Below are 18,958 nucleotides of genomic sequence, written 5' to 3' on the forward strand. Positions count from 1 at the left end.
CCTCCAGAGGATCCGCCTCACCCGTGGGCGGAGGGGTCCAGCATCCACTGCGTGTTCGTCACGTGCGCCGCGGGCAGGGACATATCGCCCGCGAGCACCCGCCGCATGGCGTCCCGCTTGCCCTCGCCCGCCACCAGCCCCAGCACCGCCCCCGCGCCCTGGAGCACGGGGAACGTCAGCGTCATCCGCCACGGCGGCGGCTTGGCGCTCTGCTCCACCGCCAGCACCCGCCGCGTGCGCTCCTGGAGCGCGGGGTGGCCGGGCATGAGGCTCGCGGTGTGGCCGTCCTCGCCCACGCCGATGAGCACCACGTCCAGCTTCACGGGCAGCGTCTTCTCGTAGTCGCGCGCGGCGGCGTCGCGGTCCGTGCGCTCGCCCTGCATGCGGAACACCTGCGCGTCCGGCAGCTTCAGCGGCTGAAGCAGCGACTCCTTCACCAGCAGGTAGTTGCTGTCCTGGTGGTCGGGCGGCACGAAGCGCTCGTCCACGAAGTACACGTCCACGCGCTCCCAGGGGAGCTTGTGGTCCGCGAGCATCCGGTACGCGGGCTTGGGCGTGTTGCCACCCGACAGGGCCAGGCTCACGCGGGCCTTCGTCGCGAGCGCCTTCTCCAGCTCGCGCGCCATCCAGTCCGCGGCCTCGCGGGTCAGTTGCTCGGAAGGGACGATGAGGGGCTGGCTCATAGCGTGGACCACCTTCGGCCGTTCTTCGCGGGAACCGCGTCCGCGGCCTCGGGGCCCTTGCTGCCCTTGGCGTAGGTGTGGACCGTGCCGCCGGCTTCCGTCTCCAGCGCCTGGAGGATGGGCGTGATGTAGCCCCAGGCCTGCTCCACGCTGTCCTGGCGCGCGAAGAGGGTGGCGTTGCCGCGCATGCAGTCCAGGAGCAGCCGCTCGTAGGCCTCCGGCACGGGCTTCTTGAAGCTCTCCGCGTAGTCCATGTCCATGGTGACGCCGCCGATGTTGACGTCCTCGCCGGGAATCTTGGACTCGAAGGACAGCGCGATGCCTTCGTGCGGCTGGATGCGCAGCGTGAGCACGTTGGGCTGCAGCCGCTGGCAGGTGGCGCCGCCGCCGCTGAACAGGCCGATGGGCACCGACTTGAAGTGGATGGACACCTCCGTCAGGCGCCTCTTCAGGTTCTTGCCCGCGCGCAGGTAGAAGGGCACGCCCTGCCAGCGCCACGAGTCGATGTTCATCTTCATGGCCACGTAGGTGGGCGTGCGCGAGCCCTTCTTCACGCCCTTCTCGTCCTGGTAGCCCTCGTACTGGCCCACCACCACGTGCTGGGGCACGTCGCCGCCTTCAATGGGGCGCAGCGCGCGGAAGACCTTGTTCTTCTCGTCGCGGATGTCCTCCGCGCCGAAGGACACCGGCGGCTCCATGGCGCACAGGGCCAGCACCTGGAGCAGGTGGTTCTGCACCATGTCCCGGATGACGCCCGTCTCGTCGTAGAAGCCGCCGCGGCCCTCCACGCCAATGGCCTCGGCCGCCGTGATTTCGACGTGGTCGATGTGCTGGCGGTTCCAGAGCGGCTCGAAGATGGCGTTGGCGAAGCGGAACACCAGGATGTTCTGCACCGTCTCCTTGCCCAGGTAGTGGTCGATGCGGAAGATCTGCCGCTCGTCCAGGACCGCGCCCAGCTCCCTGTTGAGGGCCTTCGCGCTCTCCAGGTCATGGCCGAAGGGCTTCTCGATGATGAGCCGCTTCCAGGGCTTCTGGCCGGGCTGCTCCTCGCGCTTGAGCAGCCCCGCGCCCGCGAGGCTGTGGATGATCTGCGGGAACGTGGAGGCCGGCGTGGCCATGTAATAGAGCTGGTTGCCGTCCGTCTTGTGGCGCTGGGAGACGTCCTTGAGCTTGGCGCTCAGCCGCTGGAAGGTCTCCGGGTCGTCGTAGCCGCCGGAGACGCACTCGATGGTGTCCGCGAAGCGCTTCCAGGTGGCCTCGTCCAGGGGCTGCGTGCGGGCGAACTTCTGGAGGCCGTCCTTCACGTGCTCGCGGAAGGCGGCGTCGTCCAGCTTGGAGCGGCTGAAGGCGACGATGGCGAAGTGCTCCGGGAGCAGGCCGGAGCGGGCGAGCTCGAAGAGGGCCGGGAATAGTTTGCGTTCCGCCAGGTCGCCCGTGGCGCCGAAGAGGACCAGGGTGCAGGGGTCCGGGCGGCCCGCGCTGAACACCGGTTCGCCCTCACGGGGATGGGTTTCGATGTGCACTCCCTGCGCGTCCATGCGGTGTCTCCCTCCGTGTTACCGACCGGGCACCTTAAGGCGCTAATCTGGCGGCCCTGCAAGCGCATTGCAGGAGAATGATGCGGGCCCGACGTCTTGCCTGCCTCGCGCGGGGGCCGAGGCCGGGCTCTGCCCAGGCTTCTTCGGAGGGCACGCGGGCGGCCGGGCGTGAGCGGGGTCGTGGGAACGTGGTACTCCTGACGGCCCTGACGCCTCCGGGCTCGCGCTGGACAGGGCCTCCCTCACGCATGCGCTACGTCGTCTCGCTGTGGTTCTTCGCGCTGTTCCTCGTCACCGCGCCCATCCTCTTCACGCTGGGCGCGGTGTTGTTCGTGGTGGCGTACCCGCTGGACCCTGACCGCCAGTGGCTGCACGTGCTGGTGTGCCGGTGGTGCTACGGGCTGTGGCTGCACGCCTCGCCCGGCTGGCGCGTGCGGGTGGAGGGGCGGGAGCTGTTGCCCAAGGGGCCGTGCGTCTACGTCGTCAACCACCAGTCGTTCGCGGACATCCTGGCGGTGATGGGGCTGTTCACGCCGTACAAGTTCGTGGCGAAGGCGTCGCTGTTCCGCACGCCGCTGGTGGGCTGGATGATGACGCTCTTGGGCTACGTGCCCATCGTGCGCGGCAGCTCCACGTCCATGGAGCAGCTCTTGGGCCCGTGCCGCCGGTGGCTCCGCAAGGGCATCCCGGTGCTCATCTTCCCGGAGGGGACGTACTCACCGGGGGAGCTGCTGCCCTTCAAGCGCGGCGCGTTCCAGCTGGCGCTGGAGGAGCACGTGCCGGTGGTGCCGGTGCTGGTGCGCGGCACGCGGGAGCTGGTGGATGGGGACGGGCCGTGGATGAGCCCTCGCGCCACCGTGACGGTGCAGGTGATGCCGGCGCTGCCGCCGGAGACGTTCGGACCGGACTCCGCGGCGCTGGCCACGCACGTGCGCGAGCGGTTCGTGGAGGCGCTCGCGCGGGTGGGGTGAAGGGGCACGGACGGGGTAGCGTCAGGGGCATGCGCCACCTGCTCCTGTGCTGGCTCGGGGTCTGTCTGTCTTCCTCGGCGTGGGCCGGGACTCCTGCCCTTCCCACCCCCTTGCCGGAGGCGGGAACCTACGACCCCTTGCGCCTGGTGCTGTTCGTGTCGTCGGTGAGGGTGGTTGAGGGGGGCACGGCGTCCTTCAGCGTGGCGTTGTCCGGCCCTCCGGGTGCGGAGCCGCTCACCGTCGGCGTGGCGCGGACGGACGGCGACGCGGACCTCACGGTGCGGGAAGGGCCGTGGCTCACGTTCGAGCCGGCCACCTGGAGCGCGCCCCAGCAGGTGGTGCTGGAGGCCGCGAAGGACGCGGACACCGAGGACGGCACGGCCACCTTCACGCTGTCCGCGCCGGGCCTGGAGTCGCGCACCGTCGTCGCGACGGAGGCGGATCAGGACCCCATGGCTCCGGTCTTCACCACCGTGCCCATCACCCAGGCCGTGGTGGACATCGCCTATCGGCTCACCGTGCACGCGCGGGGACGGCCCGCGCCGACGTATGCCTTGCGCACCGCGCCTCCGGGCATGAACCTGGATGCCATGGGCAACCTCACGTGGACGCCTTCCCAGCTGGGGGAGGTGGACGTGGCGGTGGTGGCGAGCAACGGGCAGCAACCTGATGCGGAGCTGTCCTTCCGGCTGGTCGTGGGGCGGGATCAGCCCCCTGTGGCGCGCATCCTCGCCCCGCTCCACGGCAAACGGCTGTCAGGGCCCCGGGTCGACTTCACCTGCGAGTGCATCGACGACGTGGGGTGCGCGCGCGCGTGGTTCCGGGTGAATGGTGAGACTCTGGCGACCCTGGAGGGCCCGGGCCCCGTCTATTCCGTGAGCGACTGGGACCTCACGGGGCTCGTCCCTGGAGCCCATGTCCTCCAGGTCCATGTGACGGACCTGGCAGGACACCAGGTCGAGGCGGAGCCCATCCTGGTGTTCGTGGACGGTCCCGCTCCGGACGCGGGAGCGGCGGTGGATGCCGGGCCCGTCGGGTTCGGGGACGAGGGCGACGACATCATCGACCCCTGGAGCTGTGGCTGCGCGACCACCGGGTTGGCTCCGGCGGTGTGGATGGGGCTGGGCCTGCTGGGGCTGCGCGCCCTGCGTCGCCGGACCTGAGCGGGGTTTCCGCGCGGGGCGAAGGCTCAGGCGTGCTCGGAGCCGGGCAGCTCTTCGTCCAGCGGGGCCCCCGCGTGCGGCGAGGCCTCCATCGCGTTCGATGCGGGCAGCGCGGGCGCGGCCTCGGTGATGGCGCGGGCCAGGTCGTGGGGCGCGCGGATCAACGCCTCCAGCGCGGCGGCGCTCGCGGGGACGCCGCGCTGCTCCACCTGGAGCCAGCCGCCCTTGAGGCTCACGCGGCGGTGGCCCTTCAGGCCCAGCAGGCGCTGACGCACGCCGGGATCCAGGATGACGGGGCGCGCCTCCGGGGCCAGCCCCTCCACCTGGAAGGCCGCGTCCAGCTCCGCGTCGCCCAGCATCTCCTCGCGCGGGGTGGCGGCGCCGGGGAGCTTGTCCTCGGGACGCTCGTGCTCCAGCAGCAGGTCCGCGGGCAGCGCGCCCTCCAGGTCCAGCCGCAGCACCGTCACGGTGTGGCGCTTCTTGCCGCCCACGCCGCCGCGCTTGCCCGTGGCGAGCAGCAGCGGCCGCCCCTGGTAGCGCCCCTGCACCTCCATGCGACGCTCCGCGATGGAGAGGCCGTGGGCCTTCGCGAACGCCTCCCACGCGGCGCGCTGACGGCGCTTGAGCTGGAACAGCGTGGCGAGGACCAGGGCGCCCAGGACGAGCAGGGACGCGAGGATGCCGAGCGGGGAGAAGACACCGGAAAGCATGGCGGCGCATTGTGCACGGGCCCCGCGACGCGGGAACCACAATCCGATCGCGGATGCACCGCCGCGCGCCGGGCAAGCTTGCTGCATGGGGTACGCGGACCTGGGGAAGGGACGCCGCGCGCATGCAAACGTGTGGAATCCCGCGTGCCTCGCGCCGCTGTCGCGCGGGGACCCGCGGCAGGTGCACGGATGGCGCACGCGTCCCCACTCCGCCGGTGTGCCCTCACGGATGGCGGGGTTCGCGCACGTCAGGCTCCGTGGCGCGTGGGGTGGGGAGGACGGGACGCGTCGGGCAGGCCACGGATGCAAGCGCGCGGAATGACACCCTTTTTCGACAATGTCAGAGGGGGCGGGTAAGGGAGCGAGGGCTCGCCGCTTGGAGTCGGGGTTGGGACCGGGGGAGGCTGCCCGGCCCGCACCCGCCACCGGGCCACGAGGGAGGGTGAACGCTGGATGCGCCTGCTGCACACGTCGGACTGGCACCTGGGCCACACGCTGTATGACGTCTCACGCGAAGCGGAGCACGCCGCGTTCCTGACGTGGCTGTTGGACACGCTGGAGTCCCAGGAGGTGGATGCGCTCCTGGTGGCCGGGGACATCTTCGACACGGCCAACCCCAGCGCGGAGGCGCAGGCGGCCTGGTACCACTTCATCGCCCGGGCCCGGCGCACGCTGCCGAAGCTGGACGTGGTGGTGGTGGGCGGCAACCACGACTCCGCCGCGCGGCTGGACGCGCCGGATCCGCTGTTCCACGCGCTGGGCGTGCGCGTGGTGGGCGGACTGCCGCGTCACCGGGGCGGCTTGGAGCTGGAGCGGCTGGTGGTGCCGGTGCACGACGCGCGCGGGAAGGTGGGCGCGTGGGTGGCGGCGGTGCCGTACCTGCGGCCCTCGGACCTGCCCTCGGTGCCGGACGGGGAAGGGGACCGGCTGGTGGAGGGCGTGCGCTCCGTCTACTCGGACGTGCTGGAGGGCGCGCGGCGGCGGCGCAGGTCCGGGCAGGCGCTGGTGGCCATGGGCCATTGCTACATGACGGGCTCGGAGCTGTCGGAGCTGAGCGAGCGGAAGATCCTGGGCGGCAACCAGCACGCGCTGCCGGTGGACCTGTTCCCGGAGGACGTCGCGTACGCGGCGCTGGGACACCTGCACAAGGCGCAGCGCGTGGGCGGCCGCGAGGGCGTGCGCTACAGCGGGTCGCCGCTGCCGCTGTCGCTGTCGGAGGCGCACTACCGGCACCAGGTGCTGGTGCTGGACCTGGAGGACGGGGCGCTCCAGCAGGTGCGTCCGCTGTCGGTGCCGCGCACCACGGACATGATGCGGGTGCCGGCCCGGGACGCGGCGCCGCTGTCGGAGGTGCTGGAGCTGCTGGCGGCGCTGCCCGCGTGCGAGGCGGGAGCGCCGGAGTCGATGCGGCCGTACCTGGAGGTCTGCGTGTCGCTGCCCCGGCCGGAGCCGGCGCTGCGCCACAAGGTGGAGAAGGCGCTGGAGGGCCGGGCGGCGCGGCTGGTGAAGCTGACGCCCTTCTACACGGGCACGGGCGGGGCGCTGGCGGACGTGCGGCCGGGGCTGTCCTTGCGTGAGCGCACGCCGGAGGACGTGTTCCTCGCCCGCTACGCGCGGGACTTCAAGGAAGCACCGTCGCCGGGGTTGCTGGAGTCGTTCCACGCGCTGCTCACTCAGGTGCAGGAGGACGCGTCGTGAAGATCCTCGCGATTCGCGGCAGCAACCTCACGAGCTTCGCGGGGGACTTCGCGCTGGAGCTGGACCGGGCGCCGCTGGACCGGCTGGGGCTGTTCGCCATCTCCGGCGCGACGGGCGCGGGGAAGAGCACGCTGCTGGATGCGCTGTGCCTGGCGCTGTTCGACCGCACGCCCCGGCTGGGCGGGCCCAGCAAGGTGCTGGTGGGCCGGGCGGACGAGGACGAGGAGGCACGGCTGTCCGCCTACGACGTGCGCGGCATGCTGCGGCGCGGGGCGGGCAAGGGCCACGCGGAGGTGGACTTCCTGGGCAAGGACGGGCGGCGCTACCGGGCGCGCTGGAACGTGTGGCGGGCGCGCGAGCGCGCGGAGGGGAGATTCCGGCCGCAGGAGCTGAGCCTGACGGACGTGGCCTCCGGGCAGGTGTTCGGCCGCACCAAGGGCGAGGTGCTCCAGGCGATTCAAGAGCGGCTGGGCTTGTCGTTCGATCAGTTCCGGCGCTCGGCGCTGCTGGCGCAGGGCGAGTTCGCGGCGTTCCTGCGCGCGGACGCGAACGAGCGCGCGGAGCTGCTGGAGCGGATGACGGGCACGGAGGTGTACAGCCGGCTGTCCATCGCGGCCCACGAGAAGAACGCGAAGGAGCAGGAGGAGCTGAAGCGGCTGTCGCAGGGGCTCGCGGCCATCGCGCTGATGTCGGACGCGGATCGCGAGGCCGCGCGCGTCCAGCTGGGCGACGAGGAAGCGGCGCGGATCCGCGAGGAGACGCGGCTGCGCGAGGCGGAAGCGGCCCGGTCCTGGTTCGCGCGGCTCGCGGAGTTCGTGGCGCAGGAGCAGCAGGCCACGAGCGCGGTGACGCGGGCGGAGGCGGAGCGGGAGGAGGCGGCGCCCCGCGAGGCGCTGCTGGAGTCGGTGCGCGCGGCGGAGGGCTTCCGCGCGGTGGTGTCCGCGGTGGAGACCGCGGAGCAGGGCTGCGTGAGGGCGGAGGCCGAGCAGCTGGAGCGGGCCTCGCAGGCGGAAGGCGCGCTCGCGGCGGCGGCGGCGCAGCGGCAGGTGCGGTTGCAGGCGGAGGCCGCGCGGGCGGCGGCGCTGGACGCGGAGGCGTCGGTGCGTCCGGCACTGGAGGAGGCCGCGACGCTGGACACGCGCCGCGCGGAGGCGGAGCGCGAGGCCCGCGAGGCCGCGGAGCTGGCGAAGCAGGCGAAGGCCCAGGAGGATTCGGCGCGCGACGCGCTGGCGCTGGTGCAGGCGGCGGAAGGGAAGGCCCAGGCGGTGGTGGACGCGGCCGAGGCCTGGCGCGGGTCCCATGCGAGCTGGGAGTCCCTGGCGACGGAGTGGCCCCGCTGGCAGCGCGAGCTGGAGCGCTTCGCGGGGGCGCTGAAGGAGGAGCAGGCGGCGGGCGCGGACGCGGACCGGCTGGGGAAGGACGCGGACCGGCTGGGCAACGAAGCCCAGGCGCGCCGTGAGGAGCACCAGGACGCGGCCGAGTCGGAAGCGCAGGCGCAGGCCCTGGCGACGCACGCGGAAGCGGCGCTGGGTGAGGATGGCGGCGCGGCCCGGCGGGCGCTCCGGGAGGCGCTGCTGGCCCGGCAGGAAGCGCTGGGAGCCCTGGCGCTCGCGGGCGAAGGCGCGCGGGCGGAGGGCACGGCGGAAGGCGACGCGGCGGCGGAGGTGAAGGCGCACCGCGAGGCTTCGCTGCGCGCGGCGGAGGAGGCGAAGGACGCGGCGGCGCGACGCGCGACGCAGGAGGCGATGCTCCACGAGGCACGCCGTGCGCAGTCGCGCGCGGAGGCGACGCAGGGGCTGGCTTCGCACCGGGCCGCGCTGCACGACGGTGAGCCGTGCCCATTGTGTGGAGCGCTCGAGCATCCGTACGCCCGGGAGGGCTCCGCGCTGGAGGGACTGGTCGCGGAGGCCGCGGCCCGGGTGCTGGAGCTGGAGTCGGCGCGCGATGCCGCGGCGAAGCAGGAGAGCGCGGCGAGCGTGCGGCAGGCGACGGCGGACACGGCCGCGACCCAGGCCGAAGGTCGACGAGACACGGCGGCCCGCAAGCGCACGGGGCACCGCGAATCCTGGCGCGCGGCGCGCGAGCGGTGGACCCGTGCCGTGCTCCCGTCGAACGATGACGTGGCCCTGGAGCCCCCCGAGGACGCGGAGGCCCCCACCGCCCAGGCGTGGATCCGTGCGGCCCAGGAGGACGTGCGCGTCCGGCTGGCGACCCTCCGTGAGGAAGAGGCTTCCGCGGAAGCCCGGGCCAGCGCCGCGCGCGAGGCCCGGGCCCTGCTGGAGACCCGGCGCACCCGGCGCGAAGGCGCGGCCGAAGCCCTTCGCAAGGCCGAGGACGCCCTGTCCCGCGCGGCCCAGTCCCACCGGGATGCACTCCTCCGCCGGGACACCGCCCGCGATGCCCGGCAGCGCGCGCTCACCGAGGTGTCCCCTCCCTTCGCCAGCGAGGAGGTCACCTGGAAGGACAAGCTCGCCGCGGATCCCGTGCGCTTCCAGGGCCAGTGCCTGGCGCGCGTGACGAAGTGGCGCGAGAAGCTCGCGGAGCTGGAGGCCGCTCGCAAGCGCCTGGAGGAGGAGCAGGGCCGCCGCGCCCGTGAAGAAGTCCGGCTCCAGTCCCGTCACGAGGACGCGGAGACCGCTACCCACCGCGCGAGCCTCAAGGACGCCGCCTTCCAGGACGCCTCCAGGGCCCGCGCCCGGCTGCTCCAGGGCCGCTCCACGCAGGAGGTGCGCGCGGAGGTCCAGGCGCGGCTCGACGCCGCCCAGGCCGCCTACGAACGCGCCCGCGAGGAGTCCGAAGCCCTCCAGCAGGCGGAGAAGGTGGCCACCGCCCGCGCCGAGGACGCCGTGCGCCTTCGCACCGAGGCCGCCCGCGTCCTCGACAGCGCCCAGGCCGTCCTCGCGGAGCGCCTCGCCGGACACGGCACCACCTTGGATGAGCTCAAGGCCCTGCTGTCGCGCGGCGCCGCCTGGTGCGACGCGGAAGCCCGCGCGCTCAACGCCCTGCGTGAGTCCGTGGCCCAGGCCCGCGCCATCCTCGTGGAGCGCCGCGAGCGCCGCGTCCGCCACGAGTCCTCCGGGCTCCCCACGCTCGCGGAAGCGGACGTCGCGGACCTCTGCGAACGCCTGCGCACCGACGTGGAGGTGCGCCGCCGCGCCGAGGCCCTGCTGCGCGCGAAGCTGGACACGGATGACGCCGCCCGCGCGCGCCATGGCGCGGAGGCCCGGGCGCTGGAGCTGCGCCGCGCCGACGCGGAGGTGTGGAAGACGCTGGGCGACCTCATCGGTTCGCACGACGGGAAGAAGTTCAAGGTCTTCGCCCAGAGCCTCACCCTGGACGCGCTGCTCCTGCACGCCAACGCGCACCTGCGCGAGCTGGCGCGCCGCTACCGCCTGGAGCGCGTGCCCGGCCACGACCTGGACCTCCAGGTGGTGGACGGCGACATGGGCGACGAGGTGCGCAGCGTGGCCAGCCTCTCCGGTGGCGAGAGCTTCCTCGTGTCGCTGGCGCTCGCGCTGGGCCTGGCCTCGCTGTCGTCGGAGACGACGCAGGTGGAGACCCTCTTCATCGACGAGGGCTTCGGCACGCTGGACCCGGAGACGCTGGAGGTGGCGCTGGCCACGCTCGACGCGCTCCAGGCCACCGGCCGCCAGGTGGGCATCATCTCCCACGTCAGCGGGCTCGCCGAGCGCATCGGCGTGCAGGTGCGCGTGGTGAAGCAGGGCGGCGGCCGCAGCCGGCTCGTCGTCGAAGGTGACGCGGGGCTCGTCGTGCCCTCGGATCAGCAGGTGGCGTGACGGCTCAGCCCGTCACCGGCTCCGCGCCCATCAGGCCGCGCACCACCGCGGCCACGGCCAGCGGCGTCGCCACGCGGTCGTCGCTCAGCGCCGCCAGCGCCCGCGCGAACTGCTCCGCCGAGGAGAAGCGCTGCGACGGGTGCGGCGCGAACGCCCGGTCCAGCACCAGCGCCAGCGGATCCGACACCTCCGGCGCCACCATGCGCACGGGCGTCACCCGCAGGCCCCGGATGGAGGCTTCAATCTCCTCGGCCGTCCCTTCCGCATAGGGCGACTCCAGCGACAGCAGCTCGTACAGCAGCACCGCCGCCGCCCACAGGTCCACCGCCACGGAGACCTCGCCCGCCAGCAGCTCCGGCGAGCGGTAGTTCTGCTTGCCCACCCGGCGCGGATCCAACGCCAGGCCCGCGCGCGAGCGGGCCACGCCGAAGTCCGCCAGCTTCACCTCTCCGCCGCGCGACAGCAGCACGTTGTGCGGGGACACGTCGCAGTGCACCACCGCCAGCGGCCGGCCCTTGGAGTTGGTGGCCGCGTGCGCGTACGCCAGCGCCTCCAGCACGTGGCGCACCATCATCACGGAGATGTCGATGGGCAGCTCGATGCGCCGGCGCCGGCACTGCGCCAGCACCCGCCCCAGGTCCGTGCCGTCCACCAGCTCCAGCGCTAGGTAGGGCCCGTCCGAAAGCTCGCCGTACTCGCGGAAGCCCACGATGTGCGGATGCACCAGGCACCGCGCCAGCTCCGCTTCGTGCAGCAGCTGCTCGCGCGCCTCCGCATCCCGCAGGCGCTCCGGCCGCACGCGCTTGAGGGCCACCTCCTCGCCCGCCAGCGGGCCCTGGAGCATCCGCGCGCGGAACACCTCCGCGTTGCCGCCGCGCCCCAGCCGCGACAGCAGCTGGAAGCGCCCCAGGTCGCGCGGCCACTCCGGCGTCTGGTTTTCCTCCAGCGTCACGCCTTCTCTCCCACCAGGCTCGCCAGGTATTCGTCCAGCGTCGCCGCGAAGGTGGCGTCGTCGCTCAGGAAGGCCAGCCCCACGCCCCCCGTGTACGGCGCGTCCACCACGTGCACCACCAGCGCCTCGCCCTGCAGCCGCTGGCCGTTGGGCAGCTTCACGTCCACCGTGACGACGCTGTCCTGCGGCGGGCGGTGCGCGGTGCGCACGAAGAGTCCGCCGTTGCTGATGTTCAGCGCGTGCTCGCGCACGAAGTCCAGCTCCGTGCGGAACTCCATCTCCAGCTTCACGGCGAAGCGCCGGGCCCGGCGCTGGGGCTCGTCTCCGGAGCCTGGGGGGGAACCCGAGGGGGAGCCTGAAGGGGAACCCGCGGGTGCGCCCGGCGATGACGGATCCGCGGACGCCGCCGTCTCCAGCGCGCGGTACGACTCGCCTCCGCTCGCGGTGGGGGCGGCCGGCGGCGCGGGCGGCGCTTCGGCGGGCGGCGGGGACTGGGGCGCGGGCACGGCGGGCAGGGGACCTCGCGCGGACAGGGCCTCCAGGTGCTGCCGCAGCTCCTGCGCGGCCTGCGTGCGCTCGGTGCCGGAGAACGACGTGCCGCCCGCCAGCGTGCGCGAGCGCAGCGCGTCCCGCTCCGCCTTGGGCAGCCGCCACAGCTCCACGAACGTGCCGCCGCTCTTGCGCACTTCCTCGCCCAGCCGCTCCACCGCCGCGCGCGGATAGCCGGGCACCTCCACCTTCACCTCCAGCGCGCCCGCCTCGTCGCGAAACGCCACCACGAGCTGAATGGACTGCGCGGACGGCAAGAGCGCGCCCAGGCCCTCCACCACGGCTGCCGCCTTCTCAGGCGAAGCCGCTCCCCCCCATACCGCCGCAAGACCGAAGACAGGCACGGGGCGGACGATAACCGAGCCCTCCTGGCCTCCGTAAAGACAGTGCAGTCGGAAACAGGCGGCAGCGTTGGACGCGAAGTTTACGAATCGTGATTCACCCTCGGCCCAAGGGCGTACCTACATCGGCATCGGCCGCGCGTCCCTCTATGCTGTCCGGTGTTCTCCGTTACCCCCCTTTCCGGAGTGCAGACCCCGTATGCGCAATTGGATCCGACTCTTCTCCGGCACGCTGCTGGCCGCCACGCTCGTGGCGGGCTGTGGTGGCACCGAACCGGAGCCCGACGCTGGCACTGACCCCAACCCCCCCACCGACGGAGGCTTCGACGCGGGCTTCGACGCGGGCTTCGACGCGGGCTTCGACGCCGGCTACGTCGAGGACGCGGGCGTCATCGTCGACCCCGACCCCGACCCCGGAGAAGTCACCACCGACCCGTATGATCCGACCAACGCCACGAAGGACTCGGACTGCGACGGCCTGTCGGACCAGGAGGAGTTCGCCACCGTCTACTTCGGCACGCTGAGGACGAACCCCGGCCTGCGCGACACGGACGGCGACGGCATCCGCGACGGTGTGGAAGTGGGTCGCACCACGAGTGTGAATCCCGCGTGCTCCTTCTACCCGGATCTGGACCCCGCCTCGCGCACCTCGCCGGTGAAGGCGGACACGGACGGGGACGGGCTGCCGGACGGCCTGGAGGACTCCAACCGCAACGGCAAGCGCGACCTCACGGAGACGGACCCCAACACCGCGGACTCCGACGGTGACGGCCTGGCGGATGGCGTGGAGGACGCGAACAAGAACGGCTCGGTGAGCCCCGGCGAGACGGACCCCCGCCTGCGCGACTCCGACGGCGACGCGCTGCCGGACGGCCTGGAGAAGCAGACCAGCACGGACCCGCTCAAGCCCGACACCGACGGCGACACCTGCTCGGACGGCGCCGAGGACGTGAACAAGAACGGCCAGTTCGACCCGGGTGAGACGAACCCGCGCGTGGCGGACTGCGCCGCGTCCGTGCCCGACGCGGACTTCGACGGCATCCCCGACTCGGTGGAGACCACCACCGGCACCGACAAGAACAAGGCCGACACGGACGGCGACGGCGTGGCGGACGGCGTGGAGGACGAGAACAAGAACGGCCGCGTGGACTCCGGTGAGTCCGACCCGCGCCAGCGGGACACCGACTGCGACGGGCTCCAGGACGGCGCCGGCCGCGACGGCTTCCTCGGCGAGGACTTCAACTCCAACGGCAAGGTGGATCCCGGCGAGTCGGACCCCACCAACCCGGACACCGACGGCGACGGTCTGCTCGACGGCGTGGAGCGGGGTGTGACGACGGCCGCGGCCCCGCGCACCAACTGCGGCTACGTGGGCGACGCGGACCCCGCGACGACGACGGACCCCAACAATGCGGACACCGACGGCGACAAGATCCCCGACGGCGCGGAGGACTCCAACCAGAACGGCCGCGTGGATCCGGGTGAGTTGAACCCGAAGGACCCCAAGGACGGCGCGGCCAGCACCCCGGCGGGCAAGGCGTGCAGCGAGCAGAACCTGCGCACGGTGACGTTCAAGGAGGACAGCGGCGCGGACCTGCGGCTCGCGCTGCCCAACACCTTCAAGAACGCCAACCTGATCAACCTCACGGCCAACGGTCAGACCGTGGGCGTGATGGGCTGGGACGACACGAAGCAGGTGACGTTCATCGCGTACAAGCGCGGCCAGGTGGGCGCTTCCACCACGCCCGCGGGTGACGAGGCGGGCATCCGCGCCGGCGCGGCGCTGCTGGCGCCCGCGGACGTGGAGTTCACGCAGACGTTCACCACCTGGGACGGCTTCCCCGCGGCGGTCGCCCGCTACGGGGTCACCGGCACGACGGAGCTCAAGGCCTTCACCAACTCGCTGGCGCGGCAGCTGGCGCCCTCCAGCGCGGGCGCCTTCACCGGCGGCACGAACGTCACCGGCCCGTTCAAGATCCAGGCGCAGTACGTGCACCGCTCCAACGGGAGCGTGGTGGCGGTGCTCGCCATCACGTCGGCGGCCCGCTACAACGAGGCGGGCAGCCTCTTCACGATGGCGGACACGGCGGGCGGCTCCGCGCTGGCGCAGTTCGGCGACGCGGACGCGGTGCAGTGCGAGGTCTTCACCGGCAACACCGCGGTGGTGGACTTCCTCTTCGTGGTGGACGACTCCGGCTCCATGGCCTCGTCGCAGACCTTCCTCGCCGGCGCGGCGGCGGCGGTGGCCAACAAGCTGGCCAACGCCACGCTGGACTGGCGCCTGGGCATGGTCACGACCGCGTACACGGGCAACGGTCCCAACAACGGCGTGCTCCGCGCCTTCACGCAGAACGTCGACCAGTTCAAGTCGTGGCTGACCCAGAACGCGGTGTGCAACAGCAACGTGTGCGCGGTGAGGGGTGGCACCACCCAGAACCCCACGTACACGCCGCTGCCCAACACCACCTGCGCCAGCGACAAGGAGTGCTGGGTGGGCCTGGGCGGTGACGGCGCCGAGCGCTCGCTGGAGGCGGCGCGCAAGGCCATCAACGACCTGACCGCGGCGGGCGGCACCACGGCGACGCGCATCCGTCCGGGCGCCAAGGTGGTGGTCGTCGTCCTCACGGACACGCGTGACCAGTCCGGCAGCACCGTGGCGGACTACACGGCGTACTTCCTCAACACGGGCACCGTGGCGGGCTCGACGAAGAACCCGGTCAACGCGCCCATCCAGATGCACGGCATCATCTGCCCGCCGGACGGCGCCCGGTGCAACTCGGACGAGGACAACAAGAACCCGCGCCACCTGGACGTCATCCAGGCCACGGGCGGCGTGTCCGGCAGCATCCGGGACAACACCTCCATCACCAACACCATCAACGCCATCGTGGACAGCGTCATCGCGTCCGTGGGCTACAAGACGCTCAAGCCGCCGATTGGCGCCTCGATGAAGGTGGCGGTGGCGGAAGTGGCGGACTCCGTCGCGTGCCCCAGCAGCGGGGACCTGCCGCGCAGCCGCAGCAACGGCTTCGACGTGGACGGCATCAACCGCACCGTGTCCTTCTACGGCGCGTGCCGCCCGAAGGAGTCCGGCAAGACGCAGGCGGCGGTGTCGTACCGCTACTGGATCGACCGCACGGCCAAGCCGGACGGCAACCCGCCGCCGTGCTCGTCGGACACGGAGTACTACAACCCGAACGACCCGGATTACTGCGACGGCAAGCTCGTCTGCAACCGCACGACGGACAAGTGCGAGTGCCCGGCGGACTGCGGTGGCACGGCGCCCGCGGGCCAGGTGTGCAACACCGACCGCGCGGTGTGTGACTTCACCTGCGCGCAGGACTGCGGCGGCACGTGCGGCACGTTCGAGACGTGCAACACGGCCTCCTGCTCGTGCAGCTGCGTGCAGTCCGCGACCTGCGCGGCGGGCTTCAAGTTCGACGCCAACGCCTGCGGCTGCGTCTGCGACACGGGCGCGCTCAACTGCGGCACTGGCTTCGGCGCCGACCCGGGCCTGTGCGCCTGCGTCTGCAAGCCGGACTGCGGCGGCTGCGGCCCGGGCTTCACGTGCAACGTCAGCACGTGCGCCTGCGAGAAGCCCATCGGCTAGGCGTGAATGAAAACGCGCTCCCGGTGCCTCATGGACCGGGAGCGCGGCGGTGACTTCCGAAGCCCCCGCTCCGCGACGCCCCTTCAGGGGGAAGCGGGCCGGGGGCTTCTTCCTGCCCGCTCCTTCACCGGAGCAAGGCCTCCCAGGTTCGGAGGCGCGCTGGCGGCGCGGTAGACGGGGTAGAGGCCCAGGCGCTCGTCCCAGGTCGGGTGGCGCTCGGCGAAGAAGCGCAGGCGGGCGCGCGGGTCCTTGGCGAAGCCAGCGTCCTTCAGGCGCTCCTGGAAGGCGGCCTTCACGCCCGCGTCCTTCGCGAGCAGCTCCCGGGCCCAGGGCTCCAGCACGTAGTCCTCGATGTATTCCTTCTGCTCGAAGTGGGCGTTGAAGAAGCCCCACGCCAGCAGCGAGTCCGGCCCCGCGGGCTCGAAGAGGTGCGCCACCAGCTGCACCTTCTTCTGCGCCACCGGCACCCAGAGCGTCCCCGCGGGCAGGTCCTGCGTGTCCGGCTTCCACTCGCCCTTCGCGGTGAGGCCCTGGTGGGCTTCGTTGGAGCGCGCCTGGAACTGGAAGTCCTTCGAGCGGAACGACTCCACCTTCGCGGCGGGCACGGCGCGGGTGAGGCGCTGGAACGCGATGCCGTGCGCGGCCAGCTTCGGCGCGACCCACGCGGCGTGCGCGGCGGACACCAGGTAGCCGCCCGCGGGCAGCGTCGCGGTGACGGCGGGCTCCACGTCCGGCAGGTACGGCACCTTCCACGTCTGGGGCTGCGTGTCGTCGTAGCGGATGTACGGCTGGCCGGAGATGTCCGACGGCAGGCGCTCGTAGGCGTAGCCCTTGAACGCAATCGCCTCGCGCTTGGACGTGTTCTTCCAGCCGAGCACCACCTCGCGCACCTGTCCGGCCACGGCCTTCTGGTCCTCCGCCTTCACGGCGGCCAGGAGCGCGGCGCCGTCACGGGACACGAGCTTGAGCAGGCCCTCCAGCACGTCGCGGGTGGCCTTCACGCGCTGCGCGTAGTTCTTCCAGGAGTGCGTCTCCACGAGCACGCCGAAGCGGTGGTGGACGGACCAGAAGGCGTGGCTGAAGCGCGGCGGGGGGACGCCGTAGGCGAAGCCGCTGGTGGGGTCGTCGTCCTGGAGGAAGGACGGGTAGAAGCGCAGCGGCTGGTGCCCCTGGGCGGTGAGGCCGGCGAAGAGCTCGTCCACCAGCTTCGTGCCCAGCGCGCGCAGCGCGGGCGGGCCGGACTTCTGGGGCTCCACGCCCACGGACACGTCGGGTTCGAACTTCGCGCCGTCCGTGACGTGCAGGTCCACGTAGACGAGCGGATCCCACGCGTTGAGGTACTTCAGCAGCAGCACCATCTCCGGCGCGTCCGCCTTCACGTAGTCCCGGTTGAGGTTGAGGTTCTGCGCGGTGACACGGAAGCCCATCTCCTCCGGGCCCACCTGGTTGGGGCGGTGGTTGGGGTTGAAGCGCTCATGGCCGTCCACGTTGAAGACGGGCACGAAGACGGCGGTGACGCCCTTGAGCAGGTCCGGCACGGACGCCCGGTTCTGGAGCGCGTCGCGCAGGAGCCAGTAGCCGGCGTCCTTGCCGTCGATTTCACCCGCGTGGATGCCGCCCTGGAAGAAGACGACGGGGCGCCCCTTCTTGCGCGCGGCGTCCGCGGTGAGGGTGCCGTCCTGGCTGACGACGAGCGCCACCATGGGGCGGCCCTCCGGCGTGGTGCCCAGCGTGTCGCAGCGGGCCTTGCCGGGGAAGGCCTTGGGGAAGGCGCGGCACAGCGCCTCTGCTTCCGCGTAGCGGCCGGTGCGCTTCCAGCCGCTCTGTTCGGAGACGGTGGTGAGAGGGGGTGGAGCCTGCGTGAGGACCAGGGCGGCGAGGGTGGGCAGGAGCATGCCCGCTTGAGACCACAAGCCCCGCCAGCGCTCAACCGTGCCGCACGGTGTGTGTGCCGCCCACGGGCAGCACATGCACGCGGTCGCGCGGCCAGCCCCGGCGCAGCCACTCCGCGTCCAGGCGGACGGGGGGCTCGTCGAGCGGCTCGTCCGTCAGCTTGAACGTGCCCCAGTGCATGGCGAAGAAGGCCAGCGCGCCCAGGTCCTCGAAGGCCTGCACCGCCTCCTCCGGGTTCATGTGCTGCAGCCGCATGAACCACGCCGGGTCGTAGGCGCCAATGGGCAGCAGCGCCGCGTCCAGCTTGGGGAACCGGGCGCCAATCTCCTTGAAGCCCTGGAAGTAGGCGGTGTCGCCGGAGTGGTAGACGCGCGCGCTGGAGCCCTCCACCACGAAGCCGCCCCAGAGCATCTCGTTGGCGTCGTTGAGGCCGCGGCGGCTCCAGTGCTGCGACGGGACGTAGTGCACGCGCACGGGCCCCACCTGCGTGCACTCCCACCAGTCCAGCTCATGGAAGGACAGGCCCTGGCCCTGGAACACCGGCGCGTGGCCCAGGCCGGTGATGACGCGGGCGCCCACCTGCTTGAGCGTGGGCAGGTCCAGGTGGTCGTAGTGGTTGTGGGACACGAGGCTCGCGTCGATGCGCGGCAACTTCTCCACCGGCACGCCGGGCGGCACGTTGCGGCGGATGACGACGTTGATGGCGTCGCGCAGCACCGGGTCGATGAGCAGCGACAAGCCATCCAGCTGCACCAGCCAGCTCGCGTGGCCCAGCCACGTCAGGCGGGCGCCCTCGCCCGGGGCGGGCGGGGTGGCGAGCACGGCCAGGTCCGGCTCCACGTGCGGCACGACGGCGCGCGCGGGGGAGCCGCGGCGCTTGCCCATGAGCTTGTCCGTGACGGCCCACTTGAAGACGCGGGTGAAGGGGTGCGGCCCGCTGCCATCCAGGTTCTTGAAGCGCAACGCCATGAGTGGCTCCCGGCAACGGGTGTCCCCCAAAGATGGGCCCGCGCCTCCTCTGGCGAGTCATGCTCGGCTGGAGGGGAGGGGCGC

The 18,958-nt window shown here is 72.4% G+C and carries 12 protein-coding genes; 5 read left to right on the top strand and 7 right to left on the bottom strand.

Annotated elements, in window-relative coordinates:
- Positions 1 to 17 precede the first annotated feature (17 nt).
- Together pgl and zwf are read right to left on the bottom strand one after the other, a co-directional pair.
- Complete coding sequence (gene pgl, locus NR792_RS31840; RefSeq protein ID WP_375756475.1) at positions 18 to 683, bottom strand: 6-phosphogluconolactonase; 666 nt, start codon at positions 681 to 683, stop codon at positions 18 to 20.
- Positions 680 to 2,221, bottom strand: coding sequence for a glucose-6-phosphate dehydrogenase (gene zwf, locus NR792_RS31845; RefSeq protein WP_375756476.1), 1,542 nt, complete (start codon positions 2,219 to 2,221; stop codon positions 680 to 682). The genes pgl and zwf overlap by 4 nt, the downstream gene beginning before the upstream one ends.
- Positions 2,222 to 2,469: 248 nt before the next feature.
- Between zwf and NR792_RS31850 the strand changes: the two genes are divergently transcribed.
- Together NR792_RS31850 and NR792_RS31855 are read left to right on the top strand one after the other, a co-directional pair.
- Positions 2,470 to 3,192, top strand: a complete 723-nt coding sequence (locus NR792_RS31850) for a lysophospholipid acyltransferase family protein (protein WP_375756477.1) — start codon at positions 2,470 to 2,472, stop codon at positions 3,190 to 3,192.
- Between the two features lie 29 nt (positions 3,193 to 3,221).
- The gene (locus NR792_RS31855) at positions 3,222 to 4,355 is read left to right on the top strand and encodes a hypothetical protein (RefSeq protein WP_375756478.1); all 1,134 of its coding nucleotides are present in this window, start codon (positions 3,222 to 3,224) and stop codon (positions 4,353 to 4,355) included.
- A gap of 26 nt (positions 4,356 to 4,381) precedes the next feature.
- On the opposite strand, the gene NR792_RS31860 is transcribed toward NR792_RS31855, so the two are convergent.
- A complete protein-coding gene (locus tag NR792_RS31860; RefSeq protein ID WP_375756479.1) occupies positions 4,382 to 5,065 on the bottom strand; it encodes a hypothetical protein in 684 nt (227 codons plus the stop codon).
- A gap of 453 nt (positions 5,066 to 5,518) precedes the next feature.
- Between NR792_RS31860 and NR792_RS31865 the strand changes: the two genes are divergently transcribed.
- Together NR792_RS31865 and NR792_RS31870 are read left to right on the top strand one after the other, a co-directional pair.
- Positions 5,519 to 6,763 (top strand): exonuclease SbcCD subunit D C-terminal domain-containing protein, encoded by a 1,245-nt coding sequence (locus tag NR792_RS31865; RefSeq protein ID WP_375756480.1) that lies wholly within the window; start codon positions 5,519 to 5,521, stop codon positions 6,761 to 6,763.
- Positions 6,760 to 10,560 (top strand): AAA family ATPase, encoded by a 3,801-nt coding sequence (locus NR792_RS31870; RefSeq protein ID WP_375756481.1) that lies wholly within the window; start codon positions 6,760 to 6,762, stop codon positions 10,558 to 10,560. The genes NR792_RS31865 and NR792_RS31870 overlap by 4 nt, the downstream gene beginning before the upstream one ends.
- A gap of 4 nt (positions 10,561 to 10,564) precedes the next feature.
- On the opposite strand, the gene NR792_RS31875 is transcribed toward NR792_RS31870, so the two are convergent.
- Together NR792_RS31875 and NR792_RS31880 are read right to left on the bottom strand one after the other, a co-directional pair.
- Entirely contained in the window at positions 10,565 to 11,512 is a 948-nt protein-coding gene (locus NR792_RS31875; protein WP_375756482.1) for a serine/threonine-protein kinase, read from the bottom strand.
- Positions 11,509 to 12,339, bottom strand: coding sequence for a TIGR02266 family protein (locus NR792_RS31880; protein ID WP_375761723.1), 831 nt, complete (start codon positions 12,337 to 12,339; stop codon positions 11,509 to 11,511). Before NR792_RS31880 ends, NR792_RS31875 begins: the two co-directional genes overlap by 4 nt.
- Before the next feature lie 262 nt (positions 12,340 to 12,601).
- Here NR792_RS31880 and cglD point away from each other — a divergent pair, with 262 nt between their 5' ends.
- Entirely contained in the window at positions 12,602 to 16,012 is a 3,411-nt protein-coding gene (gene cglD / locus NR792_RS31885) for an adventurous gliding motility lipoprotein CglD (RefSeq protein WP_375756483.1), read from the top strand.
- Between the two features lie 83 nt (positions 16,013 to 16,095).
- Here cglD and NR792_RS31890 read toward each other — a convergent pair whose 3' ends face one another.
- Positions 16,096 to 17,907: a M14 family zinc carboxypeptidase gene (locus tag NR792_RS31890; protein ID WP_375756484.1), complete on the bottom strand. Its 1,812-nt coding sequence runs from the start codon at positions 17,905 to 17,907 to the stop codon at positions 16,096 to 16,098.
- 31 nt (positions 17,908 to 17,938) lie between these two features.
- Positions 17,939 to 18,874: an MBL fold metallo-hydrolase gene (locus tag NR792_RS31895; RefSeq protein WP_375756485.1), complete on the bottom strand. Its 936-nt coding sequence runs from the start codon at positions 18,872 to 18,874 to the stop codon at positions 17,939 to 17,941.
- Between the last annotated feature and the right edge of the window lie 84 nt (positions 18,875 to 18,958).

The sequence above is a fragment of the Corallococcus exercitus genome (assembly GCF_042231735.1).
GTDB classification, from domain to species: domain Bacteria; phylum Myxococcota; class Myxococcia; order Myxococcales; family Myxococcaceae; genus Corallococcus; species Corallococcus exercitus_B.

What these genes read in the sequence shown, in the direction of transcription:
- NR792_RS31865 (WP_375756480.1), top strand. Translation starts at nt 5,519, where the DNA reads ATGCGCCTGCTGCACACGTCGGACTGGCACCTGGGCCACACGCTGTAT.
- NR792_RS31860 (WP_375756479.1), bottom strand. Translation starts at nt 5,065, where the DNA reads ATGCTTTCCGGTGTCTTCTCCCCGCTCGGCATCCTCGCGTCCCTGCTC.
- zwf (WP_375756476.1), bottom strand. Translation starts at nt 2,221, where the DNA reads ATGGACGCGCAGGGAGTGCACATCGAAACCCATCCCCGTGAGGGCGAA.
- NR792_RS31895 (WP_375756485.1), bottom strand. Translation starts at nt 18,874, where the DNA reads ATGGCGTTGCGCTTCAAGAACCTGGATGGCAGCGGGCCGCACCCCTTC.
- NR792_RS31850 (WP_375756477.1), top strand. Translation starts at nt 2,470, where the DNA reads ATGCGCTACGTCGTCTCGCTGTGGTTCTTCGCGCTGTTCCTCGTCACC.
- NR792_RS31890 (WP_375756484.1), bottom strand. Translation starts at nt 17,907, where the DNA reads ATGCTCCTGCCCACCCTCGCCGCCCTGGTCCTCACGCAGGCTCCACCC.
- cglD (WP_375756483.1), top strand. Translation starts at nt 12,602, where the DNA reads ATGCGCAATTGGATCCGACTCTTCTCCGGCACGCTGCTGGCCGCCACG.
- NR792_RS31855 (WP_375756478.1), top strand. Translation starts at nt 3,222, where the DNA reads ATGCGCCACCTGCTCCTGTGCTGGCTCGGGGTCTGTCTGTCTTCCTCG.
- pgl (WP_375756475.1), bottom strand. Translation starts at nt 683, where the DNA reads ATGAGCCAGCCCCTCATCGTCCCTTCCGAGCAACTGACCCGCGAGGCC.